The organism is Helicobacter sp. NHP19-012 (assembly GCF_019703325.1).
In the GTDB taxonomy this organism is placed as follows: Bacteria; Campylobacterota; Campylobacteria; order Campylobacterales; family Helicobacteraceae; genus Helicobacter; species Helicobacter gastrofelis.
This window is the reverse complement of sequence record NZ_AP024819.1, coordinates 233,185-252,751: the sequence shown is the minus strand read 5'-3', so window position 1 is coordinate 252,751 and position 19,567 is coordinate 233,185. Positions and strand designations below refer to the sequence as shown.

The window sequence follows — 19,567 nt, the reverse complement described above, 5'->3', positions numbered from 1 at the left end:
GCATGGGCGGTAATTTAAAGGACATTAGAAAGAAAATCGCTAGCGTCAAGAACACGCAAAAGACTACGAGGGCTATGAAGCTCGTCTCCACTTCTAAGCTCAAAAAAACCGAGGAAGTGGCGCGCCGCTCAAAGGTGTTTGCCAATAAATTGAACGAAGTCTTTGCCGACATTTGCGCCAAGATCAAAACAAGGGGGCTAAAGAGCATTGAGAGCCAATATTTCTTAAAGCTTGAACAGCCCGAAGTGCAAAAGATCGATATTATTTTTGTTACCGCCGACAAGGGGCTTTGTGGAGGTTTTAATGCCGCCACGATCAAAGAAGTGGTGCGCCTCATCAACCGCTATAAAGCCCAAAATGTCAAGGTGCGCTTAAGAGGCATTGGCAAAAAGGGCATCGCCTACTTCACCTACAATGGGATCGACCTACTAGACAAAGCAGCGGATTTGAGCTCCTCGCCCGATGCCGACAAGGCGGCGGCCTTTGTGGATAGTGCCGTGCAAGACTATTTAAATGGGCTCACCGACAGCGTCATCATTGTGCATAATGGCTTTAAAAACATGATCTCTCAAGAAATGAAGGTGCAAACGATTTTGCCCCTAGATTTTAGCACCCAGATCGAGCAGGCTAAGAGCGAGAGCGAGGGGATTGTGGTTGAACCCGATGATGAAGAGGGCGTGATTTTAGACTCTTTGGCTAGAAAGTTCATCCACTTCAACATGTATTACGCCCTGCTAGACTCGCTAGCTGCCGAGCACAGCGCGCGCATGCAGGCGATGGACACCGCCACGAACAACGCAGCGGATTTGGTCCGCACGCTCACCATTTCTTACAACAAAGCCCGCCAAGAGGCGATCACCACCGAGCTTGTGGAGATCAACGCCGGCGTGGAAGCGATCAAATAAAGGAGAACTATGGAAGGTAAAATCATTCAGGTCATGGGGCCTGTGGTGGATGTGGATTTTAAAGACTATCTACCTGCTATTTACGAAGCTTTGGATGTACATTACGACTTTGACGGGGAGGCAAAGCATTTGGTGCTAGAGGTCGCCGCCCATTTGGGGGATAATCGCGTCCGCACCATTGCGATGGACATGACAGAGGGCTTAACTCGGGGGCAAAAGGTCGTGGCACGGGGCAAAATGATCGAAGTGCCCGTGGGCGAGGGGGTTTTGGGGCGGATTTTCAATGTGATCGGTGAGCCCATCGACAACCAACCCCCCCTAGAGGAAAACACCCAAAAATGGGCGATCCACCGCCACGCCCCCGCTTTCGAACAACAAAGCACCAAAACCGAAATGTTTGAAACGGGCATTAAAGTCGTGGACTTGCTCGCCCCCTACTCTAAGGGCGGTAAGGTGGGGCTCTTTGGGGGTGCAGGCGTGGGCAAGACCGTGATCATCATGGAGCTGATCCACAATGTGGCTTACAAACACAGCGGTTACTCTGTGTTTGCAGGCGTGGGCGAGCGCACGAGGGAGGGTAACGACCTTTACCACGAAATGAAAGAGGGGGGGGTGTTGGATAAAGTCGCCCTGTGCTATGGGCAAATGAACGAGCCCCCGGGGGCAAGAAACCGCATCGCCTTTACAGGGCTAACGATGGCGGAGTATTTTAGGGATGAAAAGGGCTTAGACATTTTGATGTTTATTGACAACATCTTTAGATACGCCCAATCAGGGGCAGAAATGTCCGCACTCTTGGGGCGTATCCCCTCAGCGGTGGGTTATCAGCCCACGCTGGCTAGCGAAATGGGCAAGTTGCAAGAGCGCATCACCTCCACCAAAAACGGCTCGATCACCTCCGTGCAAGCCGTGTATGTGCCCGCCGATGACTTGACCGACCCCGCCCCGGCTTCTGTGTTTGCCCACCTAGATGCGACCACGGTGTTAAACCGCAAAATCGCTGAAAAGGGCATTTACCCCGCTGTCGATCCGCTCGACTCCACTTCACGCATTTTAGATCCGCAGGTGATCGGAGACGAGCATTACCGCGTGGCGACCGGGATTCAACAAATCTTGCAAAAGTATAAAGACTTGCAAGACATCATCGCCATTTTGGGGATGGACGAACTCTCTGAGGAAGACAAAAAGATCGTGGAGCGTGCCCGTAAAGTGGAAAAATTCCTCTCCCAACCTTTCTTTGTGGCAGAGGTTTTCACGGGCAGTCCGGGCAAGTATGTCACGCTCAAAGAAACCCTAGAGGGCTTTGCCGGGATTTTAGAGGGCAAATACGATGACATCCCCGAAAACGCCTTTTACATGGTCGGCAACATCCAAGAGGTCGTGGAGAAATACGAAAAAATGAAAACAGAGGGCAAAAAGAACGCTTCTTAAGGATAAGACATGGAATTAGCGGTGAGTATTGTGGTCCCACAGGGCTTGATTTTCTCAGGGCAGGTGGATCGGGTAACCTTGCCCGGAGCCCAGGGCGAATTTGGGGTACTCAAAGGGCATAGCAACATGGTGTCCTTGCTCAAAAGTGGGGTGATTGAGATCATGAGGGAGGGGCAGGAGAGTTTGATCGCCATTAGCTGGGGCTATGTGGAGGTGCGCAGTGGTAGCGTGGATATTTTGGCAGACGGGGCGGTCTTCATTAAGGGCGATGATGCCGTGTATGCCGCCAAAAAACTCTTAGAGGACGCCAGCTCAGATCGGCTGGCGATCTCTAGCGTGATCGCACGCATCGAGGCGCATGGTTTGAGGTAGCCGTGGCAACGATCCAAAACTTCTTAGCCACAAGCGGGTTCATCCCCCTATTTGTACTCGGTTTGCTCTCTTTTTATCTAATTTTGACCCTTTGGGTGTTTTTTTATAAATATATCTCCATTAAGAGCAATGCTTTCAGAGAACAACAAGCCTTAGAGGCGATCATGGCGGGCGCACGCAAGGACTTGCGCCTAAGAGGCATGCTCTTTAGTGGCGCACCCGAAAAGCCCACCAAAGAGTGGCTGGCGGTGTGGAAAAACCAGCTTTTAAAAGAGAACACTACGGGGCTCGTGGTTTTAAGCATCATCGCCAGCACCGCCCCCTTTGTGGGGCTCTTTGGCACGGTGGTGGAGATTTTAGAAGCCTTTGGGCGTTTGAGTGGGCAGGTGAGCTTTGATGTGATCGCCCCTGTGATCTCTAAGGCTTTGGTTGCCACAGCCGCGGGGATTTTAACCGCCATCCCCGCCTACTCGTTCTTTTTGATCTTAAAGCGCAAGGTTTACGATTTGTCCGTATACGCTCAAATGCAGATCGATTTTCTCATGGCAAAAGAACATGATGGATTTTGAAGTTTGGGACAACGATAGGCCCGAACTCAACATCACCCCCTTAGTGGACATCATGCTCGTGCTCTTAGCCATTTTGATGACCGCCACCCCCACGATCACCTATAAAGAAAACATCCAACTCCCGCATGGCTCTAAGAGCGCCAAAGCTCCAAAAACCCAATTTTTAGAGGTGCGTATGGACTTGGCGGGCAAGATTTATGTCAATGAGCACACCTATTCGCTCGCCAATTTTGCCGACTCGTTTCATCTGTGGGCCAAGCACCTAGACAAGAGCATGGCCGTGCATGTGCGGGCAGACAAACGCCTCACTTACGATAAGATCATTTATCTTCTCAAGAGCCTTAGAGAAGCGGGGTTTTACAAGGTTTCTCTAGTTACAAGTGCCTGATGCGTGCGTTTTTGTTTGTGGGCTGTGGCTTGTTGGCCCTATTGTGTTATGGGTTGCTTTTAAGTTTACTGCTTTTAAAACCCACTGAGAGCGTCCCTCCCTTGGTTCTGCCCCCCATTCAGGTGGATTTGATCGATAGCCCACCCCCTAGCCCTAGCCCTACCCAAGCTGATAGCGGCCTGGGTGTGAAAGACATGTTTAGCGCAATCCCGGATAAACAAGCCGCTGAAACCAACTCCCAAGAGGCTAAGGACTTGCAAAGAGCCCAAGACTTGCTAAGAAACATCCAATTTGGCAAGCCGGGCACGAGCGTATTTAAGGATCTGCAAGAGAGCCTAGCCAAGCTTGAGGACATCAAAACCCTACAAGCCAAAAAAATGGAAGTGCAAGTCCCCAAAGAGGAGGAAAGCACCCTCAAAGAGGACAAGGCGTGGTTTACTGCCATTTATAAAATTTTATACTCCCAGTGGAAGTTGAGCTTTGATCAAAAAACTTCCGTGGGGGCGCTCATCACCATTTACCCCAGCGGGCAAATGCATTTTAGCCTTGTGGATTTTTCGCCCTTTAGGGAGTATAACCAGCAAATTGAAAATTTGCTCGCGCATTTACAACAACAACGCTTCCCCCCTTACCCACAGGGGCGCGCGATCACTTTAAAAGTGAACTTCAAAACAAAGGACAAATGATGCGGATTGTGTGGCTAATATGTCTGATCTTAGGATTTTCAAGGGCGGCGGACGCGACCCTAGACATTGTCAAAACCATTGAAAGCTTGCCTAAAGTCCTTGTTACGACCACTGGCAACAACCCCTATTTGCGAAAGATTGCGGATTTGTTGGTGGCAGATCTTAAAGTGAGTGGGCACTTCAACGCTCTAGGGCTCAACGCCCCCGCCAATGAGGCGCAGGGGGTGCAACTCGTGGTGCAGCTGCAAGCAAGCCAGCCCAATGCCATCAACGCCAAGCTTTACAACGCCAACACAAAAGAGGTGCAGAGCAATAAAAACTACCAATTCAACACCAAAGAGCTCTACCCTTTCATTGCCCATAAAATCGCCATAGACGCAAACAACCTAGTCAAAGCCGCCCCCATTGATTGGATGGCGCGCATGGTGGTGTTCTCTAAGTTCTTAAGCCCCGGGGTTACTAGCATTGTGCTCGCCGATTACACGCTGACCTACCAACAAGAGATCATCAAAAATAACCTACTCAATGTCTTCCCCAAATGGGCGAATGCCGAGCAAAGCGCAATCTACTACACCCAGTATCTGCGCCAGCCCACGATCATTAAATATAATATCCACACGGGGACTAGCAAAGTGATTACCCAAAGTCAAGGCATGGCAGCCGTGTCTAGCGTGAGTGCGGATGGGCGTAAGTTACTGCTCTCTCTAGCTCCTAGAGGGCAAACAGACATTTACCTTTACGACACAAAGAACAAAGAATTAAAACGCCTAACTTCTTACAGCGGGATCGATGTTTTAGGAAATTTTGTCGAAAATGAGAAGGCGATGGTTTTTGTGTCGGACCGCTCGGGTTATCCTAACATCTACCTTAAAAAACTGCGTCTTAATGCACCTGTAGAGCAAGTGGTCTTTTCCTCTAAAAACAATGACTCAGTCGCCTCTTTTGGAGATTATATTGTCTATGTGAGCCGAGAAGAAAGGGACGCTAATGGACAAAGCCCCTTTAATTTACACTTAATCAGCCTTAAAGGCGACTATGTCCGCCATTTAACTGCCAGTGGGGTGAACCAAATGCCTCGATTTTCTAAAGACGGCAAGGTGGTGATGTTTATCAAAAAAGCAGCGGCACAAAACGCTTTGGGTGTGATTTTATTAGAAAACAACCAAAGTTACTTATTTCCGCTGGAAAATACCAATGTCCAATCCTTCGATTGGTAGTTGTTTAAGTCCCATTAAAAAAGCAGGGTGTATAATCGAGTTTTGTTTTGTCTATTAAACAAATACGAAGGAGTTTTATGAAGAAGTGGTTTTTAGCCAGTGTAGCTTTAGCGTGCGCATTAATGACGGGGTGTGCTAGCAATCACAAAAGTGAAGTGGCACCTACACCAAAACCCGCCCCACAAGCCCAACAAGCAGCTCCAAAGCCTACTCCCCCATCTGAAGAGCACACCGTGCCTAAAGAAGAAGTCCAATCCAATCCCATAGAAAAACCCGAACCCCCCAAACCCCATGTAGAGAGTGGCACAATTGTTGGGCAAGTGTACTTTGACTTTGACAAATACAATGTGCGCGAAGACATGCAAAGCGCGATCGACGAAGCCGTGAAAAAAATCCAAGAATATGGCATGAAAGTGCTCTTAGAGGGCAACACTGATGAGTTTGGCACGGGCGAATATAATTTTGCTCTGGGCAATAAACGGGGCTTGAGCGTAAAAGAAGTCCTCACAATCAAGGGCATTAGCGCAGACGATATTAAAGTGGTGAGCTTTGGGGAAACCAAGCCTATTTGCCAAGAAAAAACAAAAGCGTGCTACCGCAAAAACCGCCGTGTGGACATTAAGGTCGTGGATTAGTGCGTTTTTCGCTTTTGTTGGTGGGGGGGCTTTTATGCGCCGAGCCTTCCGCCTTTGAGTTGCAAAGCGGGGCGACTAAGCAGGAGCTAAAAACCTTACAAAGTAGCAACAAAAACCTAGGCGACATTTTAGCCACGCTCAAAGGGCAGACTTCTAGTCTACTACAAGGGCAGGAGGGCTTAAAAAGCCTTGTAGAGGGACAAGGGCTAAGGCTTAAAAAGGCCACGAGCACCCTAGCTACCCACAGCGACAACCTAAAAGCCTTAAAAAACACCCAAGATGCACAAGCGGATTTAATCAAGCAACAAGCCCAACTCATCGACACTTTAAAAACCCAAATCCAAGCCAACCAAGAAGCTTTAGCCAATTTTGAGAAAAAAAACGCCGATACCCAAAAATTATTAGAGAACATGCGCACTGACTTTGCCACTAAATTACAAAACCTCCAAAAATCCATAGATATCCAAGCCAACGCTAACAACAAGAAGCTTAGAGAATTAGCATCTTTACAAGTCCAAATGTTAAAAGCTAAAAAAGAGTCGGCCTTTAACAAAGACCCAACACAGAAAGAAAAGATTGCTAAAGAGGCACGCGAACTCTTTAAGCAAAAACGCTACAAAGAGGCAGAGGAACGCTTTGCGTGGCTGGCTAGTCTGCCCTTTAAGCCCGCTTACCACGAATACATGGCAGGCGAGTCGGCCTATTTTAATAAAGCTTACCAATCCGCCATTGCCTTTTACAAAAAAAGCGCAATGCTTGACGACAAAGTCAACTACATGCCTATTTTACTCTACCACACTGCTTGGGCGTTTAAAAACCTCAAAGATCACGCCAACTATAAAAAATTCTTGCAATCAGTCGCCAAACTCTACCCTAAGAGCGATCAGGGCAAAGAGGCGCAAAATCTTTTAGACGAAAAGTCTAAAAAACGCTAAAATAACTCCCCAGTTTATAAGAAAGGACAAACATGCAAAACCAAGTTGCGATCATTGAATACGAAGTGCGCGACCACGCCACCCAAGAAGTGCTCGACTCCAACATAGGCAAAAAGCCCTTAGAGTTTTTAATGGGGGCTGGGCAAGTGATTGTGGGGCTTGAAAAGGCAGTGCAGCAAGCACAGGTGGGGCAAACCTTGAATATTGTCATCCCACCTCACGATGCCTATGGCGAATACCGCACCGACTATCTGCAAGAAGTGCCCAGAGATCAATTTGAAGGCATTGAACTGCAAAGGGGCATGACCTTGTTCGGGCAGGGCGAAAACCAAGAGAGTGTGCAAGTGAGCGTGAAAGACTTTAGCGATCATATGGTGATGATCGACTACAACCACCCTTTAGCCGGCAAAGAGCTAAGTTTTCAATTTACGCTCTTAGGGCTAAGAGAAGCCACAGAGCAAGAAGTGCTCAAGGGCCAGCCCTCTAGCAAACAATGTTGCGGGGGCGGGTGTGGCTGCTCGCACTAGGGCAGGATACACCAAGACTAGCCACACTCCTAAAAGCTTGCAAGGCTGGAAATAGCCATTAGTCCGGTTGGTCTAAGTGGCTTAGGAGTGCCTTTTCATCTAAGGTCTGCACCCCTAGGCTTTGTGCCTTTGTGAGTTTCGAGCCGGGGTTTGCGCCACAAATGAGGTAGTCGGTGTTCTTAGTAACGCCCGTTTGGATGTGTGCGCCTTGGCGCTCGAGTTCTTGGCAAATTTGAGCCCTTGGGCGGCTTAAAGTGCCTGTCAGCACCACATTTTTACCCACAAAAAACCCACCCACACTCGGGGCACTTAAGGGTAGGGCGTGGGGCGGGGTGGGGGCGATGTGGCTTAAAAGCACCTCAACCAAGGCTTTATTTTTGCGCATCCACTCCACAAAAGAGTGGGCGATTTTGCTCCTATCATTTTTGCTTGAGTGTTTACCAAACCCTTTTAGCTCTTTGATCTCTTCATAGGTCTTGCTAAAGATCTCTAGCCCAAAGGCGTTGGCTAACATTTGGCTCGCCCCCCTACCAACATGCTCAATGCCCAAAGCGCAGAGAAAGCGCCACAGTGGGGCGTGCTTGGTGTTGTTGATTGCCTTGATGAGATTGTCCGCCCTTTTTTCTTGCCAGCCCTCAAGTTTTAATAAATCCTGCTTTTGCAAGGTGTATAAATCCGCCACGCCTTGAATGAGCCCCACTTGCAAGAGTTGCCGCGCGACCTTAACGCCTAGCCCCTTGATCTCTAGTCCCTGCTTGGAGGCAAAATAAACGATGCTCTCTTGCACCCTCGCAGGGCACGCACCATTGGGGCACATAAGCCCCCTAGCCCGCCTGCTTAAATCCAAATCACAGCGGGTGCAATATTCCTTGTAAATCAAATCCTCCCCACAATCTAGGCAGTTTATGGGCATGCCGACCTTGTGGGCGCATTTGGGGCATTTTTGCTGCTGCGCACTTAAGGGTGCGTGGCAGGCGGGGCAGTGGGTGGGTTTTTTAAAAAACTTGGCGCATTTGGGGCAGAAATTAGGCTTGTTTTTTAGCAGTAAAGCGTTGTTGCAAGTTGGACAGACATTGAGGGCTTGTAGGCTTAGGGTTGTGTGGCAGGCGGGGCAGTGGGTGGGGGGTGATTTTTACTTGGCTGTGATCTCTTAGCTCTTTTAGGGGGCGTAAGATTTTAGGGATGACCTCGCCGCTACGCACTACTACCACAATGTCGTTTAGCTGTAAATCTTGTTGCTCTATTTGGGTGTAATTGTCTAGGGTGGCACGGGAGACCAACGCCCCTTGCACCAACACGGGCTCAAGCACGCCCACGGGGGTTATGGCCCCACTGCGCCCCACCTGGTTAATGACTTGTAAAAGTTTGGTGCATTTTTGGGCGGTGGGGAATTTGTAGGCGATGGCAAAGCGGGGGGCTTTGATGGTGAAACCTAGAGTGCGTTGCAACTTGAGATCGTCTAGCATGGCGACCATGCCATCAGCTTCGTAAGGCAGATTAGGGCGTTTGGCAGAAAAGGCGTCGAAGGCGTTTTGTATCTCCTTAGCATTTTTGCACGCCACAAAATCCAAGCCCAAAAAGCCCCACTCACGCACGGCTTGCATGGCTTGTTGAAAGCTTGTAAACTCTTCATCGCAAAGCCCTAGCCCCCATGGGTAAAAGGTGAGTTTTCTTTGCGCGCTGATGCTGGAATTTAATTGGCGCAAGCTGCCCACGCTGGCGTTTCTGGCATTGGCAAAGGGGGCGAGGTTTTGCGCAAGTCTATCGGCATTCAGGGCGTTAAAGTCTTTTTTAAGTAAGAGGACTTCGCCTCGAATTTCAATGGGCTTAGTGTAGGGGATTTTAAGCGGAATAGAGCGGATAGTCTTGGCGTTGTGGGTTACCAACTCGCCTATAACCCCATTGCCCCGCATGCTTGCACTCACTAAATGGCCCCCCTCGTAGTAGAGATTGAGCGAGGCACCGTCTAGTTTGGGCGAGCAAATGAACGACTCTAGGGAGGTTTTGGCAAAGTCGCCAAGGCGTTTAAGCCACTCTTGTAGCTCTTGGAGGTTAAACACATTGTCTAAGCTCCACATGCGGACTTTATGCTCTTGTTTGGACAAAAAGGGCATCACTTCACCTCCCACGCGCTGGGTGGGCGAGTGGGGCAAAATATCCTCTGGGTGCGCCTCTTCATACGCCAAAACTTCGCGGTAGAGTTGGTCGTAAACCTCATCGCTCACGAGGGGGCTAGCCAACACATAGTAGTGGTGGGCTAGGGTGCAAAGCTTTTCTACGAGGTTGTGGTAGTCTTGCCTAGTTTGTATCATTAGCCAGTCTTTGCTACAATAAGAATTTATGCGGATTTTAGAGTAAATGAGCTTAAGATAAGGGGCGTGATTTGATTAGCGACATTGACAGCACCATTTCCTTACACCTCAACAACGAGGCGCAGTTTTTGTGTTTCACCTTGAGTAGCGATAAGAACGGCGATGCCGAGCTGTATGGGATCAACATCTTTAAAATCCGCGAGATCATCCACTACGAGGGCGATGTTACCGAAACCGTGGGAGGCAATGACAGCATGATGTTAGGCTTTCTCACCATTAGGGGGGAGTCTGTGCCCCTGATCGATGTGAAGCGTTGGCTCTACTTTGACCCTAATAACCCCGACAAGGATTTAAGCGAAGCGTCCGTTAAAAGTGATCAAAATTTAGTCATTGTGTGCGAGTTTTCTAGCTGTGTCGTGGGGCTTAAAATTTTTTCCATTAAGCGGATCGTGCATAAAAATTGGAGCGAAATCAGCGTGGGCGACAAACAGGGTTTTAGCGCAGGGGGTAAGGTCAATGCGATCACAAGGTTTGAGCAGGATCGGGTGATCCAAATCTTAGATGTGGAGAAAATGTTGGTGGATACTTTCCCCACGATACAAGAGTTAGACCAGCTCAAAGAGCAATTTGTAGACGCAATTAGAAGTGATAAATTGATATTCATTGCTGAAGATTCCCAGGTGGCGATGCATAATTTAGAGCGCATTATAGACGACTTGAAGCTCAAATACGAAGCTTTCCCCAATGGGGGTGCTTTGTTAAAGCGGTTGTTTAATGAGAACATGATCGACAAGGTCGGGGCGGTGATCACGGATTTAGAAATGCCCGTGGTGTCTGGCTTTGAAGTGCTCAAATGCATTAAAACAGATGCAAGGACCAAGCATTTACCCGTGATCGTCAATTCGTCCATGAGCAGCGAGTCGAACAAGCAACTTGCCGACTCGTTGCACGCCGATGGGTTTGTGATCAAATCACACCCCAATGAGATCCAAGAACTGCTACAAGAATATTTAAAAAATTAAGGGCGAAACATGTTAAGAACACAATTATGTGCCGAGGTCGGGCTGTGCGATGTGCAAAAGAGGATAAAACTCTGTGGGTGGTGTCATAACTACAGGGATCACGGGGGCGTGATTTTCATTGATTTACGCGATAAAAGCGGGCTGATACAACTTGTGTGCGACCCCACTTCTAAAGCTTACACACAAGCTAGCCAAGTGAGACACGAGGATGTTTTAATCATTGAGGGCGTGGTGCGTCCAAGGGGCGAGGGGCTAGAAAACCCCAAACTTGCCACAGGGGCGATCGAGGTGGTGCTCGAGGACTTGCGTCTTGAGAATAAGAGTCTAACCCCGCCCATTGCGATCGGCGATCCAAGTGTCAATGAGGATTTGCGTTTGCAATACCGCTTTTTAGACTTGCGCTCTGCTAAATCCTACAACATTTTTAAAATGCGTAGCAAAGTGGCTAAGGCGGTGCGTGATTGTTTGGATAGTTTAGACTTCTTAGAGATTGAAACCCCCATGCTCTCTAAAACCACGCCCGAGGGCGCAAGGGACTTTTTAATCCCCAGCCGTATCCACGACGGGCAGTTTTTCGCCCTGCCCCAAAGCCCCCAACTCTTTAAACAAATTTTAATGGTGGCAGGGATGGATCGCTATTACCAAATTGTCAAATGCTTTAGAGATGAGGATTTAAGAGCCGACCGCCAGCCCGAATTTACCCAGATTGATGTGGAGATGAGCTTTTGCAGCCAAGAGGACATTATGGAGGTTGCCGAAACCTTGCTAAAAGCTGTCTTTAAAGTGGCGGGCATTGACATTAACCCCCCCTTTAGACACATGACCTACAAGGAAGCCACCGAGAGCTATGGCAGCGATAAGCCGGATTTGCGTTTTGGCATGCCCTTGGTGGAGGTGGGGGATTTATTTGTGAGTTCCAGCAATGAGATTTTTAAAACAATCGCCAGCGACCCTAAACACAACCGCTTTAAAGCCCTAAAAGTCGAAAAAGGCGACACGCTTTTAAGCCGTAAAGATTTAGCTGAACTCGAGGCGTTTGTGCGCCAATTTGGGGCAAAAGGGCTTGCTTATATCCAAATGAAGGCGGAGGGACCTAAAGGACCTTTAGTGAAATTCTTAGAAGCCAAAGCCCTAGATGAGCTATTAGCACGCACAGAGGCAAAAGAGGGGGATTTGCTCTTTTTTGGAGCGGGTGAAAAGGTAGTTATTTTAGATTACATGGGGCGTTTGCGTTTGAAACTCGGGCAGGATTTAAACTTGATCGATCCTGATGCCTTTAACTTTTTATGGGTGGTGGATTTTCCCATGTTTGAGAGAGTGGAGGGAAAACTCAGTGCCATGCACCACCCCTTCACCATGCCAAAGGACATTGACAACCCCGAGCCAGAGGACATGCAATCCATTGCTTACGACATTGTTTTAAATGGCGTGGAGCTAGGCGGAGGGAGTTTGCGTATGCACCAAGAAGCCTTGCAGAAAAAAGTCTTTGCCCTACTAGGCATAAGCGAGCAAGAAGCCAATGAAAAATTTGGCTTTTTGCTAGAGGCTTTGCGTTATGGAGCACCCCCCCATGGCGGGTTTGCAATCGGCTTTGACCGGCTCATCATGCTCTTAGCCAAAGCCCCCAGTATCCGCGATGTGATTGCCTTTCCAAAAACCCAAAAGGCGACTTGTTTGTTGAGCAAAGCCCCCAGCCCGGCTAGCGAAGACCAACTAAGGGAATTGCATATCCGTTTAAGAAACTCCAAACACTAACTAAACCATTAAAGGATAAGAAACATGAAGGCATTATTTTTGATCATCGGGGCACCGGGCAGTGGCAAGACCACGGACGCACAGCTGATTGCTGAACGCAACAGCGACTCTATGGTGCATTACTCCACAGGGGATTTACTAAGGGCCGAGATTGCTAAGCAAAGTGAGCGGGGGCAACTCATTGCCAGTTTCACCAGCAAGGGCGAGTTAGTGCCCTTAGAAATTGTCATCGACACGATCATCACGGCGATTAAAAACGCCCCTAGGGAGGTGATCATTATTGATGGCTACCCCCGCAGTGTGGAGCAAATGAACGCTCTAGACAGAGTGTTAAAAGCCCAAGAAGAGGTGAAACTTAGGGGCGTTGTAGAGGTGAGCGTGAGCGAAGCGGTGGCTAGAGAGAGGGTGCTAGGCCGCTCAAGGGGCGATGATGACAATATCGAGGTGTTTAACAACCGCATGCAAGTGTATTTAAAACCCCTAGAAAGCATTGTCGAGTTTTACAAAGCCCTAGAGGTGCACCAGTCCATTAATGGCGAAAGAAGCATTGAAGCCATTGTTGGCGACATTGAAAACTACATTAAAACCCACATTAAAGGATAAAAATGGACTTGTCAAAAATCAAAGCAGGCGAGGCAAATGCCCTAAACGCCGTGATCGAAATCCCCTACCAGTCTAAGGTGAAATACGAGGTGGATAAGGACAGCGGAGCGGTGGTGGTCGATCGCATCATGTACCCTTCTATGGTGTACCCGGCTAATTATGGCTTTGTCCCCCACACTTTAAGCGAGGATGGCGACCCTGCGGACATTTTGGTGTTAAATGAAGACCCCCTCATGCCGGGCAGTGTGGTCAAATGCCGTTTGATTGGGGTATTGGTGATGGAGGATGAAAGCGGGCTTGATGAAAAGCTTTTAGCCGTGCCCCTTAGCAAAATTGATCCTAGGTATGAGAACATTAAAGACTTGCACGACCTGCCCCCCATTGTGCTACAAAAAATCAAACACTTCTTTGAAACCTACAAAGATTTAGAGCCAGAAAAATGGGTGAAGGTGAAAGACTTTGGCGACAAAGCACAGGCAGAAGAAATCTTTAAAAAAGCCCTAGCCAATTACAACAGCAAGGCATGTTAAGCCTACACCAACAAGCCCCCTACACCCCACACCCCCTAGCCCTTTACGCCCACTTGCAGGGGGAGGACACGCTTTTATTAGAGAGCGCGCAGGTGGAGAATAAAAAGCACACCAAATCCATTATCCTAGCCAAGGCGTGTTTAAAGCTTGTGTGCCAAGACGCTAAGGTACGCCTAGAGGCTTTGAATGCCAACGGGCAAGCCTTGCTAGAGAAAATGGCAAAGGTGCTCGAGCTAGAGCCTAAAAATGGGGTGTTAGAAAAGCAATACGCCAAAGACACGAGCCTAAAGGATGAGTTTAGCAAGTTAAAGAGTGCCAGCCCCCTAGACACTCTAAGGGCGGTGTTTAAAAGCGTGGATACTTCTAGTGTGCCTGCCTTTGGGCTATTTTGTGGGGGTATTTTGGTTTTGAGTTTGTCGGGGCGTTTGAGGACTTGCCCCCTTTAAAAGCGACAGACAACACCGCTCCCGATTTTATCTTTCTTGTGGCACAGAACTTAATTTTAATCGACCACCAAGCCCAAAGCACCCAAATTTTCGGGGCGTGTTTTGAGCCCACTTTAAAAGCCCAAATCCAAGCCGAGATAGATAGCCTAGCCCGCCTAAACCCCCCCCATTTACCCCCAAGCAAGCCCCCAAAACAGCAACTTAGACACAAATTGCAGTGATGAGGGCTTTGCTAAAATCGTGCTTGCCACCAAAGAGCAAATCCAACAAGGCGAGATTTTCCAAGCCGTGCCTTCACGAAGCTTTTACATAGAGTGCAAAGAGCCCTTAAGTGCCTACCACCATCTAAAAACACAAAACCCCAGCCCCTATATGTTTTACATGCAAACCGTCGATTTTACACTCTTTGGGGCAAGCCCTGAGAGTGCTCTAAAATATGATGCCAGCACCAATTTAGCCCAAATTTACCCCATTGCTGGCACCCGCCCACGAGGCAAAAACCCCGATGGCAGCCTTAACCTAGACTTAGACAACCGCCTAGAGCTAGACTTGCAAAACGACCCCAAAGAGCGGGCAGAGCATGTCATGTTGGTGGATTTAGCCCGCAACGACATAGCTAGGGTGGCTAAACCCTTCAGCCGTGTGGTGTCTAAACTTCTTAAAGTCGAAAAATACGCCCATGTGATGCATTTGACTTCTGCCGTGCAAGGCGCACTTAAAGAGGGGCTAGATGCATTGCACGCTTACCAAAGCTTTATGAATGCGGGGACTTTAAGCGGTGCGCCTAAAATCGCTGCCTTAAAGCTCATTGCCACACTAGAGGGCAAGAGGCGGGGCTCTTATGGGGGCTCTATGGGCTATTTATGTGCCGATGGCTCGATGGATAGCTGTATCATCATCCGCTCAGCCTTCGTGCAAAAGGGGCGGGCTGTGGTGCAAACGGGAGCGGGGATTGTGCTAGATAGCGTTGTAGAAGCCGAGATTGCCGAAACCAAGGCAAAATCTAAGGCTGTGATCTCTGCCATTTTAAAGACGCATGCATGAAAATTTATTTTATTGATAATTTCGACTCTTTCACTTATAACCTTGTCTATGATTTAGAGGGGCTAGGGCATTCTGTGTTAGTGCTACGCAACACCACCCCCGCCCCCCTGCTTTTAGAGCGCATGCAAGCCGAGAGTGAAAGACCCTTGTTGTTTATCTCCCCGGGACCGGGCGATCCCGCACACTCAGGGCAACTTTTGGCAATGCTAGAAATTATCAAGGGTAAATATCCCATTTTGGGGGTGTGTTTGGGTTTGCAAGCACTAGCCCAAAGCTATGGGGCTAGCATTGTGAGAAGTCCTAGCATTGTGCATGGCAAAAGCTCCACTATCACCCTAGAGCCTTTTGAGGCGTTTAGAGGTTTGGGGTACTCTTTACAAGTGGGGCGTTACCACTCTTTAATGGCGACTAATTTGCCTAAGTGTTTGCAAGTGATCGCCCATTGTGGCGGGCTTGTGATGGGGATTTACCACGCAAAAGATAAAGCCCTAGCCTACCAGTTCCACCCTGAAAGCATTTTAACGCTCAAAGGAGCGCAACTCTTACAGCAGAGCCTAGAGTTTATACAACGCTAGAATAAATAAGCATAAGACACGAGCCAGTAGTAAAAATCCATGGCGAGGTTTTTATGGCGGATAGATTGAATCTTGCCAAAGGGGATTTTAACCCCTAGCTCCACGCGTTGTTGCTTGGCGATGGTGCTCCCCACACCCAAATCAAGCACCCCGTTATAGCCCATAAAGGAGCGATCGCCCACATAGCTATGCAATGTCATCGCGCTTTGAAAATAGCCAAAACCCAGACCCACATAAGTACCAAAATTAAATTTCTTGTTGTGGTAAAAGTCATTCACCATGTCCATGTGGATGTTGAAAAAAGAATAAACATTGGTGTTAAAAGCGGTGGGTTTGATGGTTTGGATGTAGTCCATTTGTCCGCGTAAGGATATAAAACGCCTCAAGTTGTATTGATAGCCTGCCTTTAAGCCCCATAAAAAGGCGTTGTTGTAGGGCTGTTTTACGACATTTAGGGTTGAAAAGCCCGTGGTGACCCCGATGAAAATTTGGCTTTTGGGGAGGGTCTGCTGCTTGGCTAAAACCAAAACAGAAAGCGCTAAAACCCCCAAAGCCCATTTTCTCATTTATTGTCCCGATAGAATTTTTTAAGCTTGTCATCTAGGGGGGCAAGCAAGCGGTAGAAAATCGGCACGACCAACAAGCTAAGCGCCATAGACACCAAGAGCCCCCGCTCATGGCAATGCCAATGGGCGATTTCATCGCCGAGCCCTGCCCCACGGCGATGGCTAAGGGCAACATGCCACACACCATTGCAATGGTGGTCATTAAAATGGGGCGCAGGCGTGATTCGCCCGCCAGCACAATCGCCTCTTCAATGCTGTGCCCTTCTTTACGCCTATCGTTGGCGATGTCAATGATGAGCGTGGCGTTCTTGCCCACCATCCCGATGAGCAAAATCAGCCCCATTAAAGAGAACAAGCTCATGGATTGGTGCACCATCCCCAAAGCAAAGAACGCCCCCGAAAAGCTTAAGGGCATCGTAACCATGATGATCAAAGGCTCTAAGAGCGACTCGTAAAGGGCGGCTAGGATCATGTAGATAAGGATAAAGGCGGTGGCGATCGCCACGCCAAAGGCATCGTTGCTCTCTTTAAGGCGGTCAGACTCGCCCGTGAAACGAAACGCCGCACCTTTAGCAAGCCATTCAGCCTTGTGTTTTTCCACTTGGCTTAAAAGCTCGCCCAAACTTGTGCCCTTAGCCGGGCGCGCCAGCACGGTTACACTTCTTTGGCGGTTGTAGCGGGTGATATTGGAGGGGACTTTGCGCTCGATCACTTCGATCAGCCCGTCTAAAAACATCAATTTGCCATTGATATTTCTGATCTGCAAGCGTTTGATGTCGTCCATGCTCAGTTTTTTATCCGCAGGGACTCTAATGATGATGTCGTATTCTTTTCCATCCTCTTTAAAGTAGCTCACCCGATTTTCCCCAGAAAAGGCGTTGCTCACCACATTGGCGATGTCCTGCGCCGTAACCCCGTATTTCACCGTGGCTGCCCTTAAAACCCGTAGCTGGTACTGCGTTTGGTAGTCGGAGGTGTTGGTGTGGTAGCCCGCCACCTTGCCTTTCATCTCAGGGCTTTCGAGCAAGAAGTGTCGCAATTTTGCCACGCTCTCATCCACGAGCTTTTGCGTGGGGGCATAGACGAACACCTGAAACGCCGAGCTGTCCCCCCCACCCACTAAAGGCACTTCGGCGAGGTTGATGGATTGCAGGTCCTTAGCCTCGGGGATGGCTCTTAGTTTTTGGCGCATCTCTTCCATGATGACAAATTGGTTCTTTTTATGCCCTTTTTTCAGCTTGACATAGAACTTGCCTTTAAAAGTGCTTTGGATGTTGCCATAGCCCACTTGCATGGAGTCAAATTCCACATCGGGGTCTTTTTCAATCACTGCCTGCAACGCCTTCATTTTAGCAAGCATCGCTTTTAAGCTGATGTCGGTTTGCGCCTTGACATAGACATAGAACTTGCCCCGATCTTCTTTGAGCAAAAACTCCATGCCTAGTTTGCCTGCAATGTGCATGGAAACGCCAAAAATGACTGCCACCACCAGCCCCACGAGCAATTTATGGTTTAAAAGCCAGCCGAGCAAGCGGGCGTAAGCCTTCTCCATTCTTTGGAAAAAGGGCTCGGTGCGCTTGTAAAGGGCGGATTGCTCGGGAGACACGATGAGCGAGCTAAGCATAGGGACCACGGTAACGACCACAAAATAAGAGATCGTGATGGCAAGCGCAACGGTGATCCCAAAGCTTTTGAACCAACGCCCCACCACCCCACTCATGTTGCCCACGGGGATAAACACCGACAAGAGCATGGCAGAGATCGCAATGATCGCAAAGGCGATTTCGTGCACGCCCTCATAGCTGGCAGTGCGTTTGTCCATGCCCGCTTCGAGCTTTTTGTGGATGTTCTCGATCACCACGATCGCATCGTCAATGATGATCCCAATGGAGAGCGTGAGGGCGACCATCGTCATCATGTTTAAAGAAAAGCCAATCCACTTAATGAGCGCAAAAGTCCCCATGATCGAAATGGGGATGCTCATCGCCGAAACAAAGGTGATGGAAAAGCTGCGCAGGAATACAAAGACCACAGACACCGCCAAAATCCCCCCCAAGATCAAGTCAAAGCGCACATCTTTAATGGAGTGGCGGGTGTAGTCTGTGGTGTCTAAAAAGGGGCGCAACTCATAACCCGGGCTCACCGCGCGCATGGCATCCATTTCTTTATAGATCGCATCCACGATTTTGATTTCATTAGCCCCGGCGATCTTTTGCACCTCGAGCACAATGCCTTGATCGTGCCCGTAGCTGGCGTAAGTGATGTCCGGGTCGATACCCTTTTCAATCGTGGCGATGTCTCTTAGGCGGACATGGCTGCCGATTTGGATGTCGCCCAACTCTTGCAGCGTGTAGCTGTTGCCATCCACCAAGATCGCGTAGTTTTTCTTAGGGCTGATGATCTTGCCCCCGTCCATTTCAAGGTTTTGGGTTTTGAGGGTGTTGTAAAGGTCGTTGTAAGTGAGGCCATATTTATTCATTAAGCTTGGATCGGCGTAAATGCGGATCTGCTTTTCTTCAAAGCCTTGTAACTGCACATTGCCCACGCCCTCGACCTTTTGTAGCATGGGCTTGATAATATTTTTGGCGTGGTCGTTTAACTCCGCTGGGGTCTTGGTCTTGCTGGTTAAAAAGATTGAGAGGATCGCCTGCCCGCTGGTATCCACCTTGTCGATGGAGGGGCGGCGGATGTTGGGGTCGTTAAAGCTCACCGAGGAGACTTTGTTGATGATGTCGTTTAGGGCGGTCATGATGGGCTTTTCAAGCACAAACTCCACCACCACAATGCTGACATTGCGTGCGCTGTTGGAGGTTACTTTTTTGATCCCATCCACGCTCATCACGGCTTCCTCGATTTTGTCCGTAACCTTGCTTTCTACAATGTCCGCACTCGCCCCGGGGTAGCTGGTTTTGACCACAATAATGGGGAAGTCAATGTTAGGGAAAAGTGCCACACTGATTTTTTTAAGTGCCATCGTCCCAAAGAAAATGATCATGCACGCAAACATTAAAGTCGTGATGGGCCGCTGTATCGCAAACTTATACACCAA

18 protein-coding genes and 2 pseudogenes are annotated in these 19,567 nt (G+C 48.9%); 16 read left to right on the top strand and 4 right to left on the bottom strand.

Annotated features, from left to right (window positions below):
• The first annotated feature begins 2 nt into the window (after positions 1–2).
• The 10 genes from atpG (at position 3) to K6J74_RS01225 (ending at position 7,665) form a co-directional block, all read left to right on the top strand.
• Positions 3–905: an ATP synthase F1 subunit gamma gene (atpG, locus tag K6J74_RS01270; protein ID WP_221272132.1), complete on the top strand. Its 903-nt coding sequence runs from the start codon at positions 3–5 to the stop codon at positions 903–905.
• A 9-nt stretch (positions 906–914) separates the two neighbouring features.
• Entirely contained in the window at positions 915–2,336 is a 1,422-nt protein-coding gene (gene atpD / locus K6J74_RS01265) for a F0F1 ATP synthase subunit beta (RefSeq protein ID WP_221272131.1), read from the top strand.
• Between the two features lie 9 nt (positions 2,337–2,345).
• Positions 2,346–2,708 (top strand): ATP synthase F1 subunit epsilon, encoded by a 363-nt coding sequence (atpC, locus tag K6J74_RS01260; protein WP_221272130.1) that lies wholly within the window; start codon positions 2,346–2,348, stop codon positions 2,706–2,708.
• Between the two features lie 2 nt (positions 2,709–2,710).
• Entirely contained in the window at positions 2,711–3,277 is a 567-nt protein-coding gene (locus tag K6J74_RS01255) for a MotA/TolQ/ExbB proton channel family protein (RefSeq protein ID WP_221272129.1), read from the top strand.
• Entirely contained in the window at positions 3,267–3,665 is a 399-nt protein-coding gene (locus K6J74_RS01250; protein WP_221272128.1) for an ExbD/TolR family protein, read from the top strand. The genes K6J74_RS01255 and K6J74_RS01250 overlap by 11 nt, the downstream gene beginning before the upstream one ends.
• Entirely contained in the window at positions 3,665–4,351 is a 687-nt protein-coding gene (locus K6J74_RS01245; RefSeq protein WP_221272127.1) for a TonB C-terminal domain-containing protein, read from the top strand. The genes K6J74_RS01250 and K6J74_RS01245 overlap by 1 nt, the downstream gene beginning before the upstream one ends.
• Positions 4,351–5,568 (top strand): Tol-Pal system protein TolB, encoded by a 1,218-nt coding sequence (gene tolB, locus K6J74_RS01240; RefSeq protein WP_221272126.1) that lies wholly within the window; start codon positions 4,351–4,353, stop codon positions 5,566–5,568. The genes K6J74_RS01245 and tolB overlap by 1 nt, the downstream gene beginning before the upstream one ends.
• Before the next feature lie 77 nt (positions 5,569–5,645).
• A complete protein-coding gene (locus tag K6J74_RS01235; protein WP_221272125.1) occupies positions 5,646–6,203 on the top strand; it encodes an OmpA family protein in 558 nt (185 codons plus the stop codon).
• Positions 6,203–7,138, top strand: a complete 936-nt coding sequence (locus K6J74_RS01230; protein WP_221272124.1) for a hypothetical protein — start codon at positions 6,203–6,205, stop codon at positions 7,136–7,138. The genes K6J74_RS01235 and K6J74_RS01230 overlap by 1 nt, the downstream gene beginning before the upstream one ends.
• Positions 7,139–7,170: 32 nt before the next feature.
• On the top strand, positions 7,171–7,665 hold the full coding sequence (locus K6J74_RS01225; protein WP_221272123.1) for an FKBP-type peptidyl-prolyl cis-trans isomerase: 495 nt from the start codon (positions 7,171–7,173) through the stop codon (positions 7,663–7,665).
• Between the two features lie 58 nt (positions 7,666–7,723).
• On the opposite strand, the gene K6J74_RS08335 is transcribed toward K6J74_RS01225, so the two are convergent.
• A complete protein-coding gene (locus K6J74_RS08335; RefSeq protein WP_260321627.1) occupies positions 7,724–8,578 on the bottom strand; it encodes a BRCT domain-containing protein in 855 nt (284 codons plus the stop codon).
• Positions 8,579–8,690: 112 nt separating this feature from the next.
• Positions 8,691–9,977, bottom strand: a complete 1,287-nt coding sequence (ligA, locus tag K6J74_RS08330; protein ID WP_260321625.1) for an NAD-dependent DNA ligase LigA — start codon at positions 9,975–9,977, stop codon at positions 8,691–8,693.
• 71 nt (positions 9,978–10,048) lie between these two features.
• On the opposite strand from ligA, the gene K6J74_RS01215 reads away from it, so the two are divergent.
• The 6 genes and pseudogenes from K6J74_RS01215 to K6J74_RS01190 all read left to right on the top strand — a co-directional run bounded on the left by K6J74_RS01215 (position 10,049) and on the right by K6J74_RS01190 (position 15,952).
• The gene (locus K6J74_RS01215) at positions 10,049–10,999 is read left to right on the top strand and encodes a chemotaxis protein (RefSeq protein WP_221272122.1); all 951 of its coding nucleotides are present in this window, start codon (positions 10,049–10,051) and stop codon (positions 10,997–10,999) included.
• Between the two features lie 9 nt (positions 11,000–11,008).
• Positions 11,009–12,754, top strand: coding sequence for an aspartate--tRNA ligase (aspS, locus tag K6J74_RS01210; protein ID WP_221272121.1), 1,746 nt, complete (start codon positions 11,009–11,011; stop codon positions 12,752–12,754).
• Between the two features lie 24 nt (positions 12,755–12,778).
• Positions 12,779–13,357: an adenylate kinase gene (locus K6J74_RS01205; protein WP_221272120.1), complete on the top strand. Its 579-nt coding sequence runs from the start codon at positions 12,779–12,781 to the stop codon at positions 13,355–13,357.
• Positions 13,358–13,359: 2 nt separating this feature from the next.
• The gene (gene ppa, locus K6J74_RS01200) at positions 13,360–13,887 is read left to right on the top strand and encodes an inorganic diphosphatase (RefSeq protein ID WP_221272119.1); all 528 of its coding nucleotides are present in this window, start codon (positions 13,360–13,362) and stop codon (positions 13,885–13,887) included.
• Positions 13,881–15,377: pseudogene (trpE, locus tag K6J74_RS01195) on the top strand (anthranilate synthase component I). The gene ppa and the pseudogene trpE overlap by 7 nt, the downstream one beginning before the upstream one ends.
• Positions 15,374–15,952, top strand: a complete 579-nt coding sequence (locus K6J74_RS01190) for an aminodeoxychorismate/anthranilate synthase component II (RefSeq protein WP_221272118.1) — start codon at positions 15,374–15,376, stop codon at positions 15,950–15,952. Before trpE ends, K6J74_RS01190 begins: the two are co-directional and overlap by 4 nt.
• On the opposite strand, the gene K6J74_RS01185 is transcribed toward K6J74_RS01190, so the two are convergent.
• Entirely contained in the window at positions 15,949–16,518 is a 570-nt protein-coding gene (locus tag K6J74_RS01185) for an outer membrane beta-barrel protein (RefSeq protein WP_221272117.1), read from the bottom strand. The two genes, K6J74_RS01190 and K6J74_RS01185, sit on opposite strands and share 4 nt — an antisense overlap.
• Positions 16,515–19,564, bottom strand: a pseudogene (locus tag K6J74_RS01180) (efflux RND transporter permease subunit). Before K6J74_RS01180 ends, K6J74_RS01185 begins: the two are co-directional and overlap by 4 nt.
• Positions 19,565–19,567 lie beyond the last annotated feature (3 nt).

Coding starts and splice junctions, on each gene's coding strand:
- atpG (WP_221272132.1), top strand. CDS start 3: ATGGGCGGTAATTTAAAGGACATTAGAAAGAAAATCGCTAGCGTCAAG.
- atpD (WP_221272131.1), top strand. CDS start 915: ATGGAAGGTAAAATCATTCAGGTCATGGGGCCTGTGGTGGATGTGGAT.
- atpC (WP_221272130.1), top strand. CDS start 2,346: ATGGAATTAGCGGTGAGTATTGTGGTCCCACAGGGCTTGATTTTCTCA.
- K6J74_RS01250 (WP_221272128.1), top strand. CDS start 3,267: ATGGATTTTGAAGTTTGGGACAACGATAGGCCCGAACTCAACATCACC.
- K6J74_RS01245 (WP_221272127.1), top strand. CDS start 3,665: ATGCGTGCGTTTTTGTTTGTGGGCTGTGGCTTGTTGGCCCTATTGTGT.
- tolB (WP_221272126.1), top strand. CDS start 4,351: ATGCGGATTGTGTGGCTAATATGTCTGATCTTAGGATTTTCAAGGGCG.
- K6J74_RS01235 (WP_221272125.1), top strand. CDS start 5,646: ATGAAGAAGTGGTTTTTAGCCAGTGTAGCTTTAGCGTGCGCATTAATG.
- K6J74_RS01225 (WP_221272123.1), top strand. CDS start 7,171: ATGCAAAACCAAGTTGCGATCATTGAATACGAAGTGCGCGACCACGCC.
- K6J74_RS08335 (WP_260321627.1), bottom strand. CDS start 8,578: ATGCCCATAAACTGCCTAGATTGTGGGGAGGATTTGATTTACAAGGAA.
- ligA (WP_260321625.1), bottom strand. CDS start 9,977: ATGATACAAACTAGGCAAGACTACCACAACCTCGTAGAAAAGCTTTGC.
- aspS (WP_221272121.1), top strand. CDS start 11,009: ATGTTAAGAACACAATTATGTGCCGAGGTCGGGCTGTGCGATGTGCAA.
- K6J74_RS01205 (WP_221272120.1), top strand. CDS start 12,779: ATGAAGGCATTATTTTTGATCATCGGGGCACCGGGCAGTGGCAAGACC.
- ppa (WP_221272119.1), top strand. CDS start 13,360: ATGGACTTGTCAAAAATCAAAGCAGGCGAGGCAAATGCCCTAAACGCC.
- K6J74_RS01190 (WP_221272118.1), top strand. CDS start 15,374: ATGAAAATTTATTTTATTGATAATTTCGACTCTTTCACTTATAACCTT.
- K6J74_RS01185 (WP_221272117.1), bottom strand. CDS start 16,518: ATGAGAAAATGGGCTTTGGGGGTTTTAGCGCTTTCTGTTTTGGTTTTA.